At 70.7% G+C, this 19,338-nt stretch carries 16 protein-coding genes; 11 read left to right on the top strand and 5 right to left on the bottom strand.

The genetic code is table 11. The features are described from left to right. The first annotated feature begins 121 nt into the window (after nucleotides 1-121). Nucleotides 122-1,282, top strand: coding sequence for an adenylate/guanylate cyclase domain-containing protein (locus ACWBNA_RS29000; protein WP_482707464.1), 1,161 nt, complete (start codon nucleotides 122-124; stop codon nucleotides 1,280-1,282). Nucleotides 1,283-1,299: 17 nt separating this feature from the next. On the opposite strand, the gene ACWBNA_RS28995 is transcribed toward ACWBNA_RS29000, so the two are convergent. After that, nucleotides 1,300-1,968: a hypothetical protein gene (locus ACWBNA_RS28995; protein ID WP_482707463.1), complete on the bottom strand. Its 669-nt coding sequence runs from the start codon at nucleotides 1,966-1,968 to the stop codon at nucleotides 1,300-1,302. Nucleotides 1,969-2,179: 211 nt separating this feature from the next. Between ACWBNA_RS28995 and ACWBNA_RS28990 the strand changes: the two genes are divergently transcribed. The 3 genes from ACWBNA_RS28990 to hutH all read left to right on the top strand — a co-directional run bounded on the left by ACWBNA_RS28990 (nucleotide 2,180) and on the right by hutH (nucleotide 5,860). Continuing rightward, on the top strand, nucleotides 2,180-2,989 hold the full coding sequence (locus ACWBNA_RS28990; RefSeq protein ID WP_482707462.1) for an enoyl-CoA hydratase/isomerase family protein: 810 nt from the start codon (nucleotides 2,180-2,182) through the stop codon (nucleotides 2,987-2,989). A gap of 101 nt (nucleotides 2,990-3,090) precedes the next feature. Continuing rightward, complete coding sequence (locus ACWBNA_RS28985) at nucleotides 3,091-4,239, top strand: GGDEF domain-containing protein (RefSeq protein WP_482707461.1); 1,149 nt, start codon at nucleotides 3,091-3,093, stop codon at nucleotides 4,237-4,239. An 82-nt stretch (nucleotides 4,240-4,321) separates the two neighbouring features. Next, nucleotides 4,322-5,860: a histidine ammonia-lyase gene (hutH, locus tag ACWBNA_RS28980; protein WP_482707517.1), complete on the top strand. Its 1,539-nt coding sequence runs from the start codon at nucleotides 4,322-4,324 to the stop codon at nucleotides 5,858-5,860. A 57-nt stretch (nucleotides 5,861-5,917) separates the two neighbouring features. Here the strand turns inward: hutH and ACWBNA_RS28975 are convergent, their stop codons facing one another. Together ACWBNA_RS28975 and ACWBNA_RS28970 are read right to left on the bottom strand one after the other, a co-directional pair. After that, nucleotides 5,918-6,694 (bottom strand): hypothetical protein, encoded by a 777-nt coding sequence (locus ACWBNA_RS28975; protein ID WP_482707460.1) that lies wholly within the window; start codon nucleotides 6,692-6,694, stop codon nucleotides 5,918-5,920. 42 nt (nucleotides 6,695-6,736) lie between these two features. Continuing rightward, nucleotides 6,737-7,054 (bottom strand): LAETG motif-containing sortase-dependent surface protein, encoded by a 318-nt coding sequence (locus ACWBNA_RS28970; protein ID WP_482707459.1) that lies wholly within the window; start codon nucleotides 7,052-7,054, stop codon nucleotides 6,737-6,739. A 109-nt stretch (nucleotides 7,055-7,163) separates the two neighbouring features. On the opposite strand from ACWBNA_RS28970, the gene ACWBNA_RS28965 reads away from it, so the two are divergent. The 6 genes from ACWBNA_RS28965 to ACWBNA_RS28940 all read left to right on the top strand — a co-directional run bounded on the left by ACWBNA_RS28965 (nucleotide 7,164) and on the right by ACWBNA_RS28940 (nucleotide 15,983). After that, on the top strand, nucleotides 7,164-7,583 hold the full coding sequence (locus ACWBNA_RS28965) for a hypothetical protein (RefSeq protein WP_482707458.1): 420 nt from the start codon (nucleotides 7,164-7,166) through the stop codon (nucleotides 7,581-7,583). Nucleotides 7,584-7,803: 220 nt separating this feature from the next. Continuing rightward, the gene (locus ACWBNA_RS28960; RefSeq protein WP_482707457.1) at nucleotides 7,804-9,057 is read left to right on the top strand and encodes a L,D-transpeptidase; all 1,254 of its coding nucleotides are present in this window, start codon (nucleotides 7,804-7,806) and stop codon (nucleotides 9,055-9,057) included. Nucleotides 9,058-9,191: 134 nt separating this feature from the next. Further along, nucleotides 9,192-10,658, top strand: coding sequence for an ABC transporter permease (locus ACWBNA_RS28955; RefSeq protein WP_482707456.1), 1,467 nt, complete (start codon nucleotides 9,192-9,194; stop codon nucleotides 10,656-10,658). A gap of 183 nt (nucleotides 10,659-10,841) precedes the next feature. Next, on the top strand, nucleotides 10,842-11,525 hold the full coding sequence (locus ACWBNA_RS28950; RefSeq protein WP_482707455.1) for an ABC transporter ATP-binding protein: 684 nt from the start codon (nucleotides 10,842-10,844) through the stop codon (nucleotides 11,523-11,525). Nucleotides 11,526-11,892: 367 nt separating this feature from the next. Further along, nucleotides 11,893-15,132, top strand: coding sequence for a S8 family peptidase (locus ACWBNA_RS28945; RefSeq protein WP_482707515.1), 3,240 nt, complete (start codon nucleotides 11,893-11,895; stop codon nucleotides 15,130-15,132). A gap of 80 nt (nucleotides 15,133-15,212) precedes the next feature. Then, on the top strand, nucleotides 15,213-15,983 hold the full coding sequence (locus ACWBNA_RS28940; protein WP_482707454.1) for a globin domain-containing protein: 771 nt from the start codon (nucleotides 15,213-15,215) through the stop codon (nucleotides 15,981-15,983). Between the two features lie 38 nt (nucleotides 15,984-16,021). On the opposite strand, the gene ACWBNA_RS28935 is transcribed toward ACWBNA_RS28940, so the two are convergent. Beyond that, entirely contained in the window at nucleotides 16,022-16,951 is a 930-nt protein-coding gene (locus ACWBNA_RS28935; protein ID WP_482707453.1) for a helix-turn-helix transcriptional regulator, read from the bottom strand. Between the two features lie 175 nt (nucleotides 16,952-17,126). Between ACWBNA_RS28935 and ACWBNA_RS28930 the strand changes: the two genes are divergently transcribed. After that, nucleotides 17,127-18,167 (top strand): NAD(P)-dependent alcohol dehydrogenase, encoded by a 1,041-nt coding sequence (locus ACWBNA_RS28930; protein ID WP_482707452.1) that lies wholly within the window; start codon nucleotides 17,127-17,129, stop codon nucleotides 18,165-18,167. A 66-nt stretch (nucleotides 18,168-18,233) separates the two neighbouring features. On the opposite strand, the gene ACWBNA_RS28925 is transcribed toward ACWBNA_RS28930, so the two are convergent. Then, entirely contained in the window at nucleotides 18,234-19,286 is a 1,053-nt protein-coding gene (locus ACWBNA_RS28925) for a FecCD family ABC transporter permease (RefSeq protein ID WP_482707451.1), read from the bottom strand. Nucleotides 19,287-19,338: the final 52 nt, after the last annotated feature.

The following is a 19,338-nucleotide window of genomic DNA, read 5'->3' as shown; positions in this document are numbered from 1 at the left end:
ACGAACCACCCACTCCCTCCCTCGCTCCACCTGGCGGAGCGAAGGAGTGAGCTACCGCACACCTGCCGTAAAGTGAAGGCCGGTCGAGAACTGACCGCGGCAGATCGGAAGGGCAGCAGGCGTGACCGTCGACGACACGGGCTCCGGCGCGGACGCGGACGGCCGGGCGGACCCTCCACCACTCTCGGCTTCGCTCGAGGAGGGGGACCCCCAAGCCGCCGAGTCCGACGACGACCCGCTCGCCCTGCGCATCGAACAGCTCATCCTGGGCGCCGAGCGGCGCTACACCCCCTTCCAGGCGGCCCGCAGCGCGGGCGTCTCGGTGGAGCTGGCCACCCGCTTCTGGCGGGCCATGGGCTTCGCCGACATCGGACAGGCCAAGGCGCTCACGGAGGCCGACGTGCTCGCGCTGCGCCGGCTCTCCGGCCTGGTGGAGGCGGGGCTGCTGAGCGAGGCGATGGCCGTGCAGGTGGCGCGCTCCACGGGGCAGACCACCGCCCGCTTGGCGGAATGGCAGATCGACTCGTTCCTGGAGGGGCTGACCGAGCCGCCCGAGCCCGGTATGACCCGCACCGAGGTGACGTACCCGATCATCGAGCTGCTCCTGCCCGAGCTGGAGGAGTTCCTCGTCTACGTCTGGCGCCGCCAGCTCGCCGCCTCGGCGGGCCGGGTCGTCCAGACGGCCGACGACGAGGAGATGGTCGACCGGCGCCTCGCAGTCGGCTTCGCCGACCTCGTCGGGTTCACGCGGCTCACCCGCCGTATGGAGGAAGAAGAGCTCGGCGAACTCGTCGAGGCCTTCGAGACCACCGCCGCCGACCTGGTCGCCGCGCGCGGCGGGCGGCTGGTCAAGACCCTCGGCGACGAGGTGCTGTACGCGGCGGACGACGCCGGCGTCGCCGCCGAGATCGCCCTGCGGCTCATCGAGACCATGGCGGCCGACGAGACCATGCCGGAGCTGCGCGTCGGCATCGCCTTCGGCACGGTCACCACCCGTATGGGCGATGTTTTCGGTACGACGGTGAACCTCGCCTCCCGGCTGACGTCGATAGCCCCGCGCGACGCCGTCCTCGTCGACAGCGCCTTCGCCGAGGAGCTGATCCGCACCGGCGACGCGCCGGCCTCCGAGGCGGAGGCGGCCGAGGCCGCGGCGGCCGCCGAGAAGGAGGGCGAGGAGCCGCCCACGTACCGCTTCGCCCTGCAGCCGATGTGGCAGCGGCCGGTGCGCGGACTCGGCGTGGTCGAGCCGTGGCTGCTGACGCGGCGGACCGGGCAGCCGTAGCCCGTCTCAGTCGCGTCTCAGTCGCGCCGGGCGGTCAGCGGGTCCACGCACACGGCGATGACCGGCACGCACAGTCCGGGCTGGTGCGGCTGGTCCGGGCGGTCCGGCTGGTCCGGCTGCGGGGCCGGGGGAGTCGTGGCCCTGCTCGGCGTGGGTGTCGGGGCGGGCTGCGGGGGCCTGCCTCGGGACGTCGAGGGACGGGGCGCGGTGGTGGGCGCTGCCGTGCCGGTCGGGTTCGGCGCCTGAGGGATCGTCGGGGACGACGGCCGGGACGTCCTCGCGGCCGGGGCGGGGGCGAGGGACACACCCGGCGTGGGCAGCGCGCTCGGACCGCCCATCGCGGTGGTCGCGGACGGATGCGCCCCCGGGACGACGGCCGCGACGGTGGCCGCGGCGTTGGTCGCCCGGTCCGCGCCGGCCTCCTCCTGGTCCACGCGGGGCCCGGCCTTCGTGGTGGCGAGTCCGCCGACGCCCGCATCGGGGGTCAGTTGTACGAGGCTCAGCGCGCCCGCCGCCAGCGCCAGGCCGCCCGCGGCGAGCAGCACCTTGCGGGGCCGGGGGCGGCGGTGCCGGCCGCGGGAACTCCAGAGCCGGGTTCCGGTGCCGTACGACTCCGGCGGTACGGTCGCCGCGCCCTCCGCGCTGTCTCTGGCCGTCTTCGCCGCCGGTGTGTCCGTCGTCGTCATCGTGATCCTTCCCCGTGCGCCCGCGCCCCCTGTGCGCTGTGGCGGACGCACGTTATGCCCTCCCATGGGCGGTGGAGTGCGGGTTGGGCGTGATGTCACTCGAACGGGGTGTCGGGTACGGACCCCGGAACCGGCCGGCCCTTTCCTGCGCGGGGCACGCCTGCGATGATCAGGGCAACGGATGTTAACCGTCGTTAACCGGGAGGGTGTCATGAGCGAGGAGCGGTTCGGGGAGTACGTGCGGGTACGGCGACACGTCGACGGGGCTGACGGGTACGTCGCGGAACTGGCCCTGGACCGGCCCAAGGCCATGAACGCGGTCTCGACGGAGATGGCCCGCTCGCTCGCCGGTGCGTGCGCGGCGCTGGGCGCCGATCGTGACGTACGCGTGGTCGTGGTGACCTCCACCCATGAACGGGCCTTCTGCGTCGGGGCCGACCTGAAGGAGCGGAACTCCTTCAGTGACGCGGATCTGCTGCGGCAGCGGCCGGTGGCGCGCGGCGCCTACACCGGCGTCCTGGAGCTGCCGGTACCGACGATCGCCGCCGTGCACGGGTTCGCGCTGGGCGGCGGTTTCGAGCTGGCGCTCGCCTGCGACCTGATCGTCGCGGACCGTACGGCCGTGGTGGGGCTGCCGGAGGTGTCGGTCGGCGTGATCCCCGGGGGCGGCGGCACGCAACTGCTGCCGCGGCGGGTGGGGGTGGCCCGCGCGGCCGAGCTGATCTTCACGGCCCGGCGGGTGGAGGCCGGGGAGGCGGCCTCGCTGGGGCTCGTCGATGTGCTGGTGGAGGAGGGGCGGGACCGCGAGGAGGCGTTGGCGCTGGCGTCCCGCATCGCGGGGAACTCGCCGGTGGGGCTGCGGGCGGCGAAGAAGGCGCTGCGGCTCGGCCAGGGGCTGGACCTGCGGGCCGGGCTGGAGGTCGAGGACGCGGCGTGGCGGGCGGTGGCGTTCTCGGGGGACCGGGCGGAGGGGGTGGCGGCGTTCAACGAGAAGCGGCGTCCTTCCTGGCCGGGGGAGTAGAGGCACCGAGCCTTCGCCCTTTTCCAGGCGGTCCACCGGGGCAGTCACCCCGCCGCCGCATCCAACGCCCGTTTCGCCCCGAAACTCCCTAGCCTGGTGTGATGGGTGAGGACAGTCGGCTCGCGGGTGTTGTCGCTTTGGCTCAGGGCATGGCCGCCGCGCACAGCTCGCGGGAGGTGTGGTGGGCTGCCGCCAGCGGGGCGTACCGGGCGCTCGGGGGCAGTTTCGCCGCGCTGTCCGTGTGGGAGCGGGAGCTCGGGCGGCTGCGGGTGCTGGTGAACGTGGGGGAGCGTGCCGAGGACGAGGAGGAGTTCCCGGACGCCGAAACCTACCCGGTGTACCAGTTCGCCGAGATCACCGAGTTCCTGCACGAGCGGTGGGCCGGGGGCGGTGAGCCCGACGCCTGGGTGGAGACCGCGGCGGGGCCCGCCGCCGGACGCCGGCCCGGTTACGTCCATCAGCGTGTCGCCGCCCTGCGCCGCCGAGGCCGCGGCTGCTGCGTGGTCGCGCCGATCGTGCTGCACGGCCGGGCCTGGGGCGAGCTGTATGTCGCCCGGCCCGTCGGCGCCCCGGTCTTCGACCGCGGGGACGCGGATTTCGCCACCGTCCTGGCCTCCGTCGTCGCCGCGGGCCTCGCCCAGACCGAGCGGCTGGAGGAGGTGCGGCGGCTGGCGTTCACCGACGCGCTGACCGGTCTGGCCAACCGTCGGGCCGTCGACTCCCGACTGGACGAGGCCGTCGAGCGGCACCGCAGGGACGGCGCGGTCGTCAGTCTCGTCGTCTGCGACATCAACGGGCTCAAGCGCGTCAACGACACCTGCGGGCACGCCGTCGGGGACCGGCTCCTCGAACGCTTCGGGTCGGTGCTCTCGCTCTGCGGCGCCATGCTCCCCGGCGCGCTCGCCGCCCGCCTGGGCGGGGACGAGTTCTGCCTGCTCACCGTCGGACCGGCCGCCGACGACGTCGTCAAGGCGGCCGACGAACTCTGCCGCCGGGCGGCCGAGCTGGAGCTCGGGGAGGGCGTCGCCTGCGGGGTCGCGTCCACCGAGGACCCCATCGGGCCGGTGCACTCCGCGCGCCGGCTGTTCCGGCTCGCCGACGCCGCCCAGTACCAGGCCAAGGCCGAGCGGTCCTCGCGCCCGGTCGTCGCCGGGCGCGCGGGCCCCGACGATCCCGTCGTACGGCTTGCCGACGAGCCCGCCGTCGAGCAGCCGACCGCCGAGCGCCGCCGCTTCCGCGGGCGTGGCTGAAGCGTGACCCATCGGTAAGGGGCGAACCCGGCCCCCACTGGTGACATCTCGGAATTCACTGCGTACGCTCCTGAATATGGATATGCACACTGTGGTGGTGGGGACGTCCGGGGTCACCGCGTCCGACGTCCTCGCCGTGGCGCGCGCCGGCGCCCGGGTCGAGCTCTCCGGCGAGGCGGTCGCGGCTCTCGCCGCCGCCCGCGGCATCGTGGACGCGCTGGCGGCCAAGCCCGACCCCGTCTACGGCGTGAGCACCGGCTTCGGCGCCCTGGCGACCCGGCACATCAGCCCGGAGCTGCGGGCCCAGCTGCAACGCAACATCGTCCGCTCGCACGCCGCCGGCATGGGGCCGCGGGTCGAGCGTGAGGTCGTACGGGCCCTGATGTTCCTGCGGCTCAAGACCGTCTGCTCGGGACGCACGGGCGTACGCCCCGAGGTCGCGCAGGCCATGGCCGACGTCCTGAACGCCGGCATCACCCCGGTCGTCCACGAGTACGGCTCCCTCGGCTGCTCCGGAGACCTGGCCCCGCTGTCCCACTGCGCCCTCACGCTCATGGGCGAGGGCGACGCCGAGGGCCCGGACGGCGTCGTACGCCCCGCCGGCGAACTCCTCGCCGCGCACGGCCTCGCACCCGTCGAGCTGCGCGAGAAGGAGGGCCTCGCCCTCCTCAACGGCACCGACGGCATGCTCGGCATGCTGGTCATGGCCCTCGCCGACCTGGACACCCTCTACAAGTCCGCCGACATCACGGCCGCCCTGTCGCTGGAGGGCCTGCTCGGCACCGACAAGGTCCTCGCCCCCGAACTGCACGCCATCCGCCCGCACCCGGGGCAGGGCGCCAGCGCCGCCAACATGCTGGCCGTGCTGCACGGTTCGGAACTCACCGGCCACCACCAGGACGACGCGCCCCGCGTCCAGGACGCCTACTCCGTGCGCTGCGCCCCGCAGGTCGCGGGAGCGGGCCGCGACACCATGGCGCACGCCCGCCTCGTCGCCGAGCGCGAACTGGCCTCGGCGGTGGACAACCCGGTGGTGCTCCCCGACGGGCGCGTCGAGTCCAACGGCAACTTCCACGGCGCCCCGGTCGCCTACGTCCTCGACTTCCTGGCCATCGCCGCCGCCGACCTCGCCTCCATCGCCGAGCGCCGCACCGACCGGCTGCTCGACAAGAACCGCAGCCACGGCCTGCCGCCGTTCCTGGCCGACGACCCGGGCGTCGACTCCGGGCTGATGATCGCCCAGTACACGCAGGCGGCGCTGGTCAGCGAGATGAAGCGGCTCGCCGTACCGGCGTCCGCGGACTCGATCCCGTCCTCCGCGATGCAGGAGGACCACGTCTCCATGGGCTGGTCGGCCGCCCGCAAGCTGCGCACGGCCGTCGACAACCTCACCCGTGTCATCGCCATCGAGCTGTACGCCGCCACGCGCGCCGTCGAGCTGCGCGAGGGGCTGACCCCGGCGCCCGCGTCCCGGGCGGTCATCGACGCCGTACGGGCCGCGGGGGTCGCCGGCCCTGGCCCGGACCGCTTCCTGGCGCCCGACCTCGCCGCGGCGGACGCCTTCGTACGCGCCGGACAGCTGGTCACGGCGGCGGAGACGGTCACCGGGCCACTGCGGTAGCCCAGGCCGGACAGCACGGAGCCCCGCCGGTCCGCCGACCGACGGGGCCCCGGGTGGTCACTTGAGCTTGGCGCCCTGCGCGTCGATCACGGCGGCCGGGATGTCGTAGGCCTTGCCGGTGGTGAGCGCGGCGAAGTTCACCGAGTAGTACGTGGCGATGGTGCTGCCGTGCCGCACGACCTCGGTGTGGAAGGTGCCCGACTCGCCGTCCGCGCCGGAGTCCACGGCGAACGCCACCGACTCGTCGCCGACGCCGGAGGCCTTCTCGGAGGTGATCTTGGTGATCTTCGTGTCCGTGCCGTCGGCGGTGAAGCCGAACCCGCCGGAGCAGGCCGTGATCCCGTCGGAGACGGCCTTGAAGGCCTTCTCCGCGCCGTCGCCCTCGTACGAGGAGAGGCCCACGTAGGTCGCGGTGAGGTTGAACGCCTCGGCCAGGTCGCCCGCGGAGGCGGCGTCCGTCGGGGCGTCCTCGGTGACGGTGTTGCTCGCGCTCGCGTCGGTGTCGCCCGGCGGCAGCGCGGCCATGGCGTAGGCGACGGGCTCGCACTCGGCCTTGTCGATGTTCTTCAGCACGCTCTTGGACTTCGGCAGCGTGTCGTCGCCGGAGGTGACCTTGTACCCCTTGATCTCGCCCTGCGCGAGCAGCAGCTTCTCCAGCTCCGCCGCGCTGTACGCCTTCGCGGCCGCGGTCGGCGACGAGGACGAGGACGACCCGGAGTCCGCGGAGTTCTTGGGGTCGTCGGACCCTTCGTCGGAGCAGCCCGTGATGAGGGCGAGCGACAGCACGCTCACGGCAACCGTGGCGCCTATGCGCGCGCCCGATGATCTCTTCATGAGCGGACTATGAAGGTTTCCTCAAGAACGCGTCAAGCCGGTTTAAAAGCCGAGGCGTTCCCGGCGCACCGAATAGACCACGAACCCGGCGCCCAGGGCCAGGCACAGGGTCCCGCCGGCGACGTACGGCGTGGTGTCGAAGCTGCCGGTGTCGGCGAGCCGGGTGGCGTCACCGGTCGTGCTGCTGGTGTCCGTGGACATGGCCCGTGCCTGGGTCGTGACCTGCGACGTCGGGGTCGCCGAGGGCTTCGTTCTGGCCGGCTGGTCCCCCGTCGCGTTGGCGGAGGGGACGAACCACAGGGCGCCCAGAAGGGTCCCCGCGGCGGTGGCGGTCAGCAACGAACGTCGAGCGGGTGACACGGAATATCGATCCCCTTGTGGCGCTGGCGAATTGGCCGTGTGGGGCGATGTTAGTGAAAGGTGCGGGTCACGGGAAAGTCACGGGAGGGATGAGCCTTACGCTCCGGGCATGAGCACTCCAGAGACATCACGTTATGTACGGCTTCGCGTCGATCTGATTCTCGAGATCGACGACGCCGGAGCCGTCATCGAGGCCGCGCTGGGGCGGATCGCGGACGACACCGACCTGCCGGCCGACGAGCGGGCACACGCCGAGAGCGCTGTGACGGAGGACACCGCGGAGGCCCTCGCCTACCTCGTCGACCCGTTCGACCTGGTCAGCGAGATCCCGGGGGTCGAACTCGCCCAGGCCTCCTGGTCCAGCGAGCAGATCGCCCACGATCCCGATTCGCCCGACTGGGGTCTGGACGAGGATGATGTCGACGAAGAAGACGACGAGGGCGACGACGGCGACGCGTTCGAAGGTGACGGCGAGGTCGAGGACGACCGCGAAGTCGGGGACGACCACGAGAACGAGCGGGTCGGCTGACGTTCCTTGGGGAAATCGTGACCCCGGACGGCAACCGCTGTTCGGGGTTTCGTCGTCTCATGGGGCGCACGGACCGACCCCCGCACCACCCGCCTCCGGGAACGTGGTGTGCCCCACACCTTCAATGAATGTGGAACGGGACGAACCGGTCGTAGCGTTGAAGGTTCTTGACGGGGACTCTCGGGCTTTTGGGGATTCGGCAACGATGGAGAAGCGTGTGATGACCAACAGTAGGCGGCGCAGGGGCCTGACGGTCGCGTCCGCACTGCTCGGCGGTGTGCTGGTGCTCTCGGCGTGTTCCAGTGGCGGCGACGACGCCTCCGGGAACGACGGCGGCAAGGACACCTCACAGGCCAAGGTCGACGAGGCCGCGGCCGAGAAGACCTCCGAGGCCCAGATCAAGATCACGCCCAAGGACGGTTCGGACAACGCCTCCATCAACAACTCCGCCGCCGTCACCGTGACCAAGGGGACGCTCACCGACGTGGCGATGACGACCGCGGACGGCACCGCGGTCAGTGGTGAGATATCCGCGGACAAGCTGAGCTGGAAGCCGAGCGCCCAGCTGGAGCGGTCCACCACCTACAAGCTGACGGCGGAGGCGAAGGACTCGGAGGGGCGCGTCGCCCACGAGAACGCCTCGTTCACCACGGTCTCGCCGACCAACAGCTTCATCGGCACCTTCACACCGGACGACGGCACCACCGTCGGGGTCGGGATGCCCGTGTCGATCAACTTCGACAAGGCGATCACCGACAAGGCGGCCGTCCAGAAGGGCGTCACGGTCTCCTCCACCAGCGGTCAGGAGGTCGTCTGCCACTGGTTCAACGCCAACCGCATGGACTGCCGGCCCGACGACTACTGGCAGGAGAACTCCACCGTCACGCTGAAGCTCGCGCTCGACGGTGTCGAGGGAGCAGACGGTGTCTACGGCGTCCAGCAGAAGACGGTGACCTTCAAGATCGGCCGGAACCAGGTCACGTACGTCGACGCCAAGACCAAGCAGATGAAGATCACGCAGGATGGCAAGACCGTCAAGACCATCCCGATCTCGGCCGGTTCGCCGGACAACAAGACGTACGAGGGCGTCATGGTGATGTCGGAAAAGTTCAAGGAGACGCGCATGAACGGCGCGACCGTGGGCTTCACCGACGACGACGGCAAGGGCGAGTACGACATCAAGGACGTGCCGCACGCCATCCGTCTGACGAACTCCGGCACCTTCGTGCACGGCAACTACTGGGGCGCCAAGTCCATCTTCGGCAGTGTGAACACCAGCCACGGCTGTGTGGGCCTGTCGGACACGAAGGGCGCCAACGACCCCAACACGCCTGGCGCGTGGTTCTACAACAACTCGATCCTCGGTGACGTCGTGGTCGTCCAGAACACCGGCGACAAGACGGTCTCGCCGGACAACGGCCTCAACGGCTGGAACCTGAGCTGGGCCGACTGGAAGGCCGGTTCGGCGGTCTGACCGACCCGTAATTCACAGTTTTCCGATGCCGCCCCCAGGGGCGGCATCGGTGTTTCCGGGCCAGGCACAGCCTTCTCATGCTTCTCTTATGTCAGGCTTATCCCTTCATCACGCGCCGTACCTACCTTGCGGCCATGTTCTTCACCTACCTGAGGCGCGAGTTGCGCCGCCGCAGAAAAGCGGCCCTCGTCGTCGCCTCCGGGCTCGCGCTGGGTATCGCGCTGGTCATCGTGGTCAACTCCGTGTCCTCCGGCATGGGCAAGGCCCAGGACAAGGTCCTCCAGTCCCTCTACGGTCTCGGCACCGACATGACCGTCACCAAGGCGGCCCAGCCGCAGGCCAGTGCCTCCGACCGGCCGCGCTTCCGGTTCGACGCGCGGGACGAGGACTCCGGCGCGGAGCAGAGCACCGACCGCGTCGTGGTGCAGGGCTTCCAGACCCTGTCCACCGCGACCGTCACCAAGGTCGACAAGCAGACCGGCGTCTCCGGCGCGGTGGGCGGCCTCAGCCTCCAAGTCATCAAGGTCAGCGGCGAGTTCACCCGCGGCCAGTTCCAGCAGAACGGCGAGGGAGGCAACCGGCAGGGCGCCCCCGGCGGCCAGGGCGGCGGCACCGGCCAGCCGCAGGGCGAAGTGCAGGGCGGTGGCGCCAACTTCGACGTCAACAACTACTCCGTCTACGGCACCGACGTCACCGAGCCGGCCCTCGGCCCGCTGACCTCCTCGAAGATCACCAGCGGCCGCACGTTCACGTCGTCCGAGACCGACGCCAAGGTGGCCGTCGTCGACTCGGCGTACGCCAAGGAGAAGAAGCTCAAGGTCGGCAGCACCGTCACCATCAAGAGCGTCAAGTACAAGGTGATCGGCGTCGCCACGGCCGACAGCGGTGACGCGGCGGCCGACCTCTACATCCCGCTGACGCAGGCGCAGACGCTCAGCGACTCCAAGAACAAGGTCACCACGATCTACGTCAAGGCGACCGACTCCCAGAAGATCGACAGCGTCAAGTCCGCCATCCAGAAGAACGTCTCCGGTACGACGGTGACGACCTCAGCGGACCTCGCGGACACGGTGTCCGGCTCCCTCTCCACGGCCTCCTCCCTCGCCACCAGCGTCGGCAAGTGGCTGTCGATCGCCGTGCTCATCGCCGCGTTCCTGGTCGCCGGTCTGCTGACCTCCTCGGCCGTCTCACGCCGGGTGCGTGAGTTCGGCACGCTGAAGGCGCTGGGCTGGAAGTCGGGGCGGGTGACCCGGCAGGTCGTCGGCGAGGCGATGGTCAACGGGCTGGTCGGTGGTGCGCTGGGCATCGCGCTGGGGCTGGCCGGGGCGTACGTCGTCACGGCCATCAGCCCGACGCTGCAGGCGCAGTTGGGCGGCGGCGGTGGGGGGCTCGGGGGCGGGCCCGGCGGTGGCGGAGGCTTCGGTGGTGGCCGGCAGGCCGCGGCTCGGACGCTCGACGTCACGCTCACCGCGCCGGTCAGTCTGACGACCATCGGCGTCGCGGTGGGGCTTGCTGTGGCGGGTGGGCTGATCGCCGGAGCGTTCGGTGGCTGGCGAGCTTCTCGACTGCGGCCGGCTGATGCCCTTCGGCGCGTCGAGTAGCCGACGTCGGACGGGGCGAGGGGCGGGTCGCGCGGCCCGGCGTGTGCGGGGTGGGTGCCACTGCGCCCACCCTCCCCCACTCTCGGCTTCGCTCGAGCGGGGGGACCCCCATCGCCCCAGCGGCACGACTGCCCGCAGTTACGCGGGATCGACAACTTCCTCACCACCCCAGGAGCACTCACCATGTATGAACTCAAAGGTGTCACCAAGCGCTACACCCGAGGCAAGGACACCGTCGACGCGCTCGACGGTGTCGATCTCACGATCGCCGACGGGGACCGTCTGGTCATCCAAGGTCCCACCGGTGGCGGCAAGTCCACGCTGCTCCAGATGCTCGGCGGCCTGGACCGGCCGACGTCCGGTGAAGTCGTCCTCGACGGCACGGACATGGCCAGGCTGTCCGAGGCCCGGCTCACCAAGGTGCGCAGCGAGAACATCGGCTTCGTCTTCCAGAGCTTCAACCTGATCCCGACGCTCACCGCGCAGGAGAACGTCGAGACCGCCCTCGTTCCGCTCGGCGTGAAGGGGAAGGAGCGGCGCGAACGGGCCGCCGAGGCACTGCGGTCGGTCGGGCTCGGCGAGCGGCTCGGGCATCTGCCGGGCGAGATGTCCGGCGGCCAGCAGCAGCGCGTCGCCATCGCCCGCGCGCTGGTCAAGCAGCCGAAGGTACTGCTGGCCGACGAACCCACCGGAAATCTCGACGAGTCGATGCGCGACGAGATCATGGACGTGCTCGAGACCATGTGGAAGGAGCTCGGGCTCACTTTCATCATGGTCACCCACGACTCCGCGATCGCGAAGAAGGCCCCGCGTCTTGCCACGATCCGCAAGGGGAAGATCACGGTGAAGGAGAACGCCGTCTCGTGACGGGAAGTCATGACGGGAAGCCGTGACGGGAAGTCGTGACGGCGAAGTCGTGACGGGAAGGCGTGACGATGAACTCGCAACGGCGAACTCGCGGCGGCGAAATTCGGAAATGGCCGGAGACATTCGCTTACCCGACGATCGTGTAACAGAGCCTTCCTGTGCGGTACCTGTCTATTGAGGTGCCTGATCACCCCCCGGCATACTGCGAGTTCCGGGGGGTGCACGGGTATGCGTGCGAGACCGCCCCCGGCCGGGTGAAGGGGGAATTCACCCGGTACTTCTGCAAGGGGGAAACTTGCGCAGACAAGTGAAAAGAGCAGGCGCGGCCACGATAGCCACGGCAGCGGCCGTCGCTCTGGCGGCGGGCATGACCAGCCCGGCGTCGGCGAAGCCCGAGCAGCGCTCGACCGGCGCTGCCCAGCTCACGTCCCACCACCGCATCACCCTGATCACGGGTGACCGGGTCACCGTCGACACCAAGGGGCGTGTCGTGGGCCTGGAGCGGGCGGAGGGGCGCGAAAACATACCCGTCCAGATCCGCAAGGCCGACGGACACACCCTCGTGATTCCGGCCGACGCGGCCCGACTGGTCTCCACCGGCAAACTCGACCAGCGGCTCTTCGACATCACCGAACTCAACAAGTCGGCGACGCGCACGTCCCAGAAGAACGGCCTGAAGGTCATCGTCGGCTACAAGGGAGCCGCGGCCGCCGCCAAGAACGACGTCCGTGACGCGGGCACCCTGCGCCGGACCCTCAAGACCCTGAACGCCGACGCGGTACAGACCCCGCACGAGGACGCGCCGGACCTGTGGGACGCCGTCACCAACGGCGACAAGACCGCCTCCGGCATCGCGCACGTCTGGCTCGACGGTGTCCGCAAGGCCAGCCTCGACAAGTCCGTCCCGCAGATCGGCGCCCCCAAGGCGTGGGCGGCCGGCTACGACGGCAAGGGCGTCAAGATCGCCGTCCTGGACACGGGGGTCGACGCGACCCACCCGGACCTCAAGAACCAGGTCGTCGAGGCCAAGAACTTCTCGACCTCCACCGACGTCAAGGACCACGTCGGCCACGGCACGCACGTCGCCTCCATCGCGGCGGGCACCGGTGCCAAATCCGGCGGCAAGTACAAGGGTGTGGCGCCCGGCGCGTCGATCCTGGCCGGCAAGGTCCTCGACGACACCGGCTCCGGCGACGACTCCGGCATCCTCGCCGGCATGGAGTGGGCGGCCGCTCAGGGCGCCGACGTCGTCAACCTCAGCCTCGGCGGCATGGACACCCCCGAGGTCGACCCGCTGGAGGCGGCGGTCAACAAGCTGTCCGCCGACAAGGGCATCCTCTTCGCGATCGCGGCCGGCAACTCCGGCCCGGAGTCGGTCGGTTCGCCGGGCAGCGCGGACGCCGCGCTCACCGTCGGCGCCGTCGACGACAAGGACAAGCTCGCCGACTTCTCCTCGACCGGTCCGCGGACCGGCGACGGCGCGATCAAGCCGGACGTCACCGCCCCGGGCGTGGACATCACGGCCGCGTCCGCCAAGGGCAGCGCCATCGAGCAGGAGGTCGGCGAGAAGCCGGCCGGCTACCTGTCCATCTCCGGTACGTCGATGGCGACCCCGCACGTGGCCGGTGCCGCCGCGATCCTCAAGCAGCAGCACCCGGACTGGACGTACGCCGAGCTGAAGGGCGCGCTGACCGCCTCCACCAAGGGCGGCAAGTACACCCCGTTCCAGCAGGGTTCGGGCCGTATCCAGGTCGACAAGGCCATCAAGCAGACCGTCATCGCCGAGCCGGTGTCGGTGAGCTTCGGCACGCAGCAGTGGCCGCACACCGACGACAAGCCGGACACCAAGCCGCTGACGTACCGCAACCTCGGCACCAAGGACGTCACGCTCACCCTGTCGGCGACCGCCACCAACCCCAAGGGGGCGGCGGCTCCGGCCGGCTTCTTCAAGCTCGGCGCGACGAAGGTGACCGTCCCGGCGAACGGCGGCACGGCGTCCGTGGACGTCACCGTCAACACCAAGCTGGGCGGCACGCTCGACGGCGCGTACTCCGCGTACGTGACGGCGACCGGCGGCGGACAGAGCGTCCGTACGGCCGCCGCCGTCAACCGTGAGGTGCAGTCGTACGACGTCACCGTCAAGCACCTCGGCCGGGACGGGCAGCCGACCGACGGCTACAACACCCTGCTCCTCGGCTACTCGGGCCTCGGCAACGGCCGCGGCTACCAGGTCCCGGTGGCCGCCTCCGGCACCACGACCATGCGGGTGCCCAAGGGCTCGTACCTGCTGGACGCCTGGATCGCGAAGGACTTCGTGAACCTGGAGGGCGGCCTCGACTGGCTGGTCCAGCCGAAGCTGAACGTCACCAAGGACACCTCGGTGACGATCGACGCCCGCAAGACCAAGTCGGCCGACATCACGGTGCCCGACGCGCAGGCCAAGCAGACCGGCGCGATGAGCAACTACTTCTACGAGCCGGCGGGCATCGGCATCGGCGTCGGCCTCAAGTCCTTCGCCGACCTGCGGATGGCCCACCTCGGTCCGGAGGCCGCCACCGGTCTCACCCAGACCTGGAACGGCCAGTGGACCAAGGGCGCGAGCGCCGAGTACGACGTGGCCACCACCGCCAAGGTCAAGAAGATCCAGGGCGACAAGGTCCGCCACTTCAAGGCGAGTGAGCTCGCCACGGTGAAGAACAACCTGGGTGCCGCCGCCTCCGGCAAGTCCGGCGGACTCGTCACCTGGGGTCTCTTCCCCGAGGACGTGGTCATCGGTCTCCCGGTGGAGCAGAAGCTGCCGGGTGCGCGCACGCTGTACCTCTCGACGGCCGACAAGATCCAGTGGGACCTCGACTTCGAGCAGTACGCCGGCAAGGACGCGGACGGCTTCCCGGTCATCGACGCCTTCTACACGCTGGGCGGCCCGCAGACCTTCAAGGCGGGCAAGAAGTACACGAAGACCTTCAACACCGCGGTCTTCGGCCCGCACCTGAACGCGGACTACGGGCTCTACCGCGAGGGCAACGGCATCTACGGCTTGCTGCCGCTGTTCGCCGACGGGGCCGGGCACGCCGGTTCGTCGGACTTCACCTCGGTCGCCACCTCGCTGTACCGCAACGGCACCAAGGTCGGCACCAGCGCCGACCCGCTGTTCGGTGAGACGGTGTTCAAGGTCCCGGCCGGTGACGCCCAGTACAAGCTGACCACCTCGGTCAAGCGCAGCGTCAAGGTCGCGGCCGCCTCCACCCGGATCGACGCGAGCTGGACCTTCCGCTCGAAGAAGCCGACCGGCGACGTGGCCAAGCTGCCGGCCTCCATGGTCCGCTTCAACGCCAAGACGGGCCTCGACAGCAAGGTCGAGGCGGGCAAGACGGTGTCGATCCCGGTCACCGTCGAAGGCGCGGCCAAGGGCTCCAACCTGAAGTCGCTCGCGGTGTACGTGTCGTACGACTACGGCAAGACCTGGAAGAAGGTCACCGTGAAGAACGGCAAGATCACCGTGAAGAACCCGGCGAAGGACAAGGCCATCTCCTTCCACGCCAAGATCGCCGACAAGAAGGGCAACAAGTCGACGATCTCGATCTACAACGCCTACTACGGGAAGTAGATCGCGGGCTCATTGAGCGCTGAGCGAAAGGCCTGCCGGAGGTACAGCCTCCGGCAGGCCTCTCGTGCTTGTGTGGGCACATGACTGCACAGACCGTCGAGTACATCCGGTACCGCATCCCCGAAGAGCAGTCGGCGGTGTTCCTGTCCGCCTACACCAAGGCCGCCGCCCTGCTGGCCGCGGCACCGCAGTGCGTCGACTTCGAACTGGACCGCTGCGAGGACGACTTCGAGCACTACATCCTGCGCATCACCTGGACCTCGACCGAGGACCACCTCGAAGGCTTCCGGAAGTCGGAGCTGTTCGAGGACTTCCTCGCCGAGATCCGGCCGTTCATCCCGTACATAGAGGAGATGCGGCACTACAAGCCGACCACGGTCCGCGGCACGGGCTCCGCCGTGCCCACGCTGTACGCGTGGGCGGGCGGCGCGGAGGCCTTCGCCCGGCTGACGACGGTCTTCTACGAGAAAGTCCTCGCGGACGAGCTCCTCGCGCCCGTCTTCGCGGGGCTGGACCCCGAGCACGCCGAGCACGTGGCACTGTGGCTCGCCGAGGTCTTCGGCGGGCCGCCCGCCTACTCCGAGACGCAGGGCGGGCACGGGCACATGGTCGCCAAGCACATGGGCCGCGGCATCACCGAGCCGCAGCGCCGCCGCTGGGTGAACCTGATCCAGGACGCGGCGGACGAGGCGGGCCTGCCGACGGACGCCGAGTTCCGCTCGGCCTTCCTCGCCTACGTGGAGTGGGGCACACGGCTGGCCGTGCACTTCTCCGGCCCGGACGCGACGCCGCCGGCGGAGCAGCCGGTGCCCCGGTGGACCTGGGGAGCGGCACCGCCGTACCGGGGCTGACGCGGGCCCCCCGCCGCGACACGTCGGCTCCGGTGCTCTCAGGGCGCCGGCGCCGACGTCCCCAAACCCGCCCGCGTCGCGTCCGTGCCCCAGCTCGCCAGCAGGCGCAGGGCCTCGGCCGACGGGGAGCCCGGTTCGGCGTGGTAGGTGATCAGGGACTGTTCCTGGTCGTCGACCAGGCGGAACGTCTCGAAGGAGAGTTCGAGGTGGCCGACGAGCGGGTGGTGCATCCGCTTGACGCCGTGACTCTTCTCCTTGACGTCGTGGGTGGCCCACAGCCGCCTGAACTCCTCGCTCTTCACGGAGAGCTCGCCCACCAGTGCGGACAGCTGCGGGTCGTCCGGGTGGCAGCCCGCGTCCATGCGCAGGTAGCTGACGATGTCGGTGGCCTTCTGTTCCCACTCGACGAACAGCTCCCGGTAGTCCGGCTTCAAGAACGTCATCCGCGCCCAGTTCCGCTCCTGCGGCGGCAGCTGCCCCCAGTCCCCGAAGACCGCCGCGGCCATCCGGTTCCAGACGAGGATGTCGGAGCGCCGGCCCACGATGTACGAGGGAATGCCGTCCATCGTGTCCAGCAGCTGCCGCAGCGCGCCCCGCACCTGCTGGGTGCGGGCGGTCTGCTTCTTCTTGTGCTGCTTGGGCTTCGCCAGATGGGTGAGGTGGGCGTGCTCGGCGTCGGTCAGCCTGAGCGCGCGGGCGATGGCGTCCAGCACCTCCGCCGACACGTTCCGCCCGTTGCCCTGCTCCAGGCGCGTGTAGTACGCCACCGACACCCCGGCCAGCTGCGCCAGCTCCTCCCGGCGCAGTCCCGGCACCCGGCGGTGCCGCCCGAAGTCCGGCAGCCCCACGTCCTCCGGCTTCAGCCGGGCCCGCCGGGTGCGCAGGAACTCGCTGAGCTCGGCTCGCTGGTCCAGCGACCCGCCACTCTCCGCGCCGGGGTCCTGTACGGGTTCGGGCTGCTCGTCCATGCGTCCAGTATTCACGGTCGTACGCACACCAAACTGACCCCGCCAGTGGTAGGACCAGTGAACGTAGGCAGAGCCGTGGCCTGGGTGAAAGCCGTCCGGTGAGGCACGCTGGAGGGCGTGCCCGGCCGGAAGGCAGCCGGGCACGGAAAAACCCTTTGCTAGGAGAACCCTCCGCATGACCACTGTTGCTGCGTACGCCGCCCCCGCCGGCAAGGCTCCGCTGGAGCGCACCACCATCGAGCGTCGCGCGGTCCGCGAGTTCGACGTGCTGATCGACATCAAGTTCGCCGGCATCTGCCACTCCGACATCCACCAGGTCCGCGAGGGCTGGGGTGAGGCGATCTTCCCGATGGTCCCGGGTCACGAGATCGCGGGCGTCGTCACCGAGGTCGGTTCCGGCGTCACCAAGTTCAAGGTCGGCGACCGGGTGGGCGTCGGCTGCCTGGTCGACTCCTGTCGTGAGTGCGACAACTGCAAGGCCGGCCTGGAGCAGCACTGCACCGGCGGCTCGGTCGGCACGTACAACGCCATCGGTAAGGACGGCGAGCCCACGTACGGCGGCTACTCCACCCACGTCGTCGTCGACGAGAACTTCACCGTCCGCATCCCCGACGGCCTGGCCCTGGACGTCGCCGCACCGCTCCTGTGCGCGGGCATCACCACGTACTCGCCGCTCAAGCAGTGGGGCGCGGGCCCCGGCAAGAAGGTCGCCGTGGTCGGCCTCGGCGGTCTCGGCCACATGGGCGTCAAGATCGCGCACGCGCTCGGCGCCGAGGTCACGGTCCTCTCGCAGTCCCTGCGCAAGAAGGACGACGGCCTGAAGCTGGGCGCCGACCACTACTACGCGACCGGTGACCCGAAGACGTTCGAGGAGCTCGCCGGCTCCTTCGACCTCATCGTCTCCACCGTGTCGGCCCCGCTGGACTTCGGCGCCTACCTCAGCCTGCTGAAGACGGGCGGCGCCCTGGTGAACGTGGGCGCCCCGGAAGAGCCCGTCGCCCTGAACCTGTTCTCCCTCATCGGCGGCAACAAGACCCTCGCCGGTTCGATGATCGGCGGCATCGCGGAGACCCAGGAAATGCTGGACTTCTGCGCCGAGCACGGCATCGGCGCGGAGATCGAGCTGATCGGCGCCTCCGAGATCAACGACGCGTACGAGCGCGTGCAGGCCAGCGACGTGCGGTACCGGTTCGTGATCGACACCGCGACGATCTGAGCACCGGCTGACGGGCCCCGGAGGATCATCCACCGGGGCCCGTCAGCGTGCCGCCGTACGACTCCTTCAGCGTGTCGCCGTACGACGCCCCAGCAGCCACAGCAGATACGGCCCCCCGACCAGCGACGTGAGCGCGCCGACCGGGATCTCCAGCGGGGGCAGCAGCGTGCGCGCCGCGAGGTCGGCGGCGACGAGCACGAACGCGCCGGTCAACGCCGAGCACAGCAGCGGAAGGTGCGGCGTCCGGGTGATCCGACGGGCCAGCTGGGGCGCGGTCAGCGCGACGAACCCGATCGGTCCCGCGGCACCTGTCGCGGTAGCGGCGAGGACGACCCCCAGCACGGTGAGGCCGAGGCGGGCCCGGTCCACCCGGACGCCGAGCGCGGCCGCCGTGTCCGGGTCGAGTCCCAACGGCCGTACGGCCCGCCCCGCCCACACCAGCGCGGGCAGACACAGCAGGAGCACGCCGGCCAGCGGCCCCGCCTGCTCCCAGCCCCGCCCGTTCAGGCTGCCGGTCAGCCACAGCTTGACCTGCTCGGCGGCCTCCAGCTCGCTGTCGGTGAGGTACAGCTGGACGATCGCGGACAACGCGACCCCGATCCCCACACCGGTCAGCACGAACCGACCCGGCTGCATGCCGCGCCGCCACGCCAGGACGTAGACGAGGGCCGCGGCGCCGAGCCCGCCCGCCACGGACACCACGGGCATCGCGCCCGGCGAGCCGACCGTCCCGGTCGCCAGGGCGAGCACGGTCGCGGCGGCGGCCCCGTGCCCCACGCCGATCACGTCCGGGCTGGCGAGCGGGTTACGGGTGACCGTCTGCACCAGCGCCCCCGCCACTCCCAGAGCGGCCCCCACCAGCACCCCCAGCACGATCCGCGGCACCCGCAACTCCCCGACGACCAGGTCGTACGGCCCCGATCCGGTGCGCAGGGTGTGCCAGACCTCGCCAGGGGAGACGTACGTCTGCCCGAGACAGGCGGAGGCCAGCATGACGGTCGCGAGGAGCACGAGGAGCGTCACGGCGGCCGCGGCGGAACGGCGGTGAAGGAGGAGGGAGACACGGCGATGGGGCCGCAGCACCGTGGTCCCGGGGGCGGTGGTGCCCGACCTCGCCATCCCGCGGGCAGTCGTGCCGCTGGGGCGATGGGGGTCCCCCCGCTCGAGCGAA

It is taken from the genome of Streptomyces sp. Q2 (assembly GCF_056820935.1).
The sequence above is the reverse complement of the archived record's forward strand: the minus strand, read 5'-3'. Positions and strand labels throughout refer to the sequence as shown.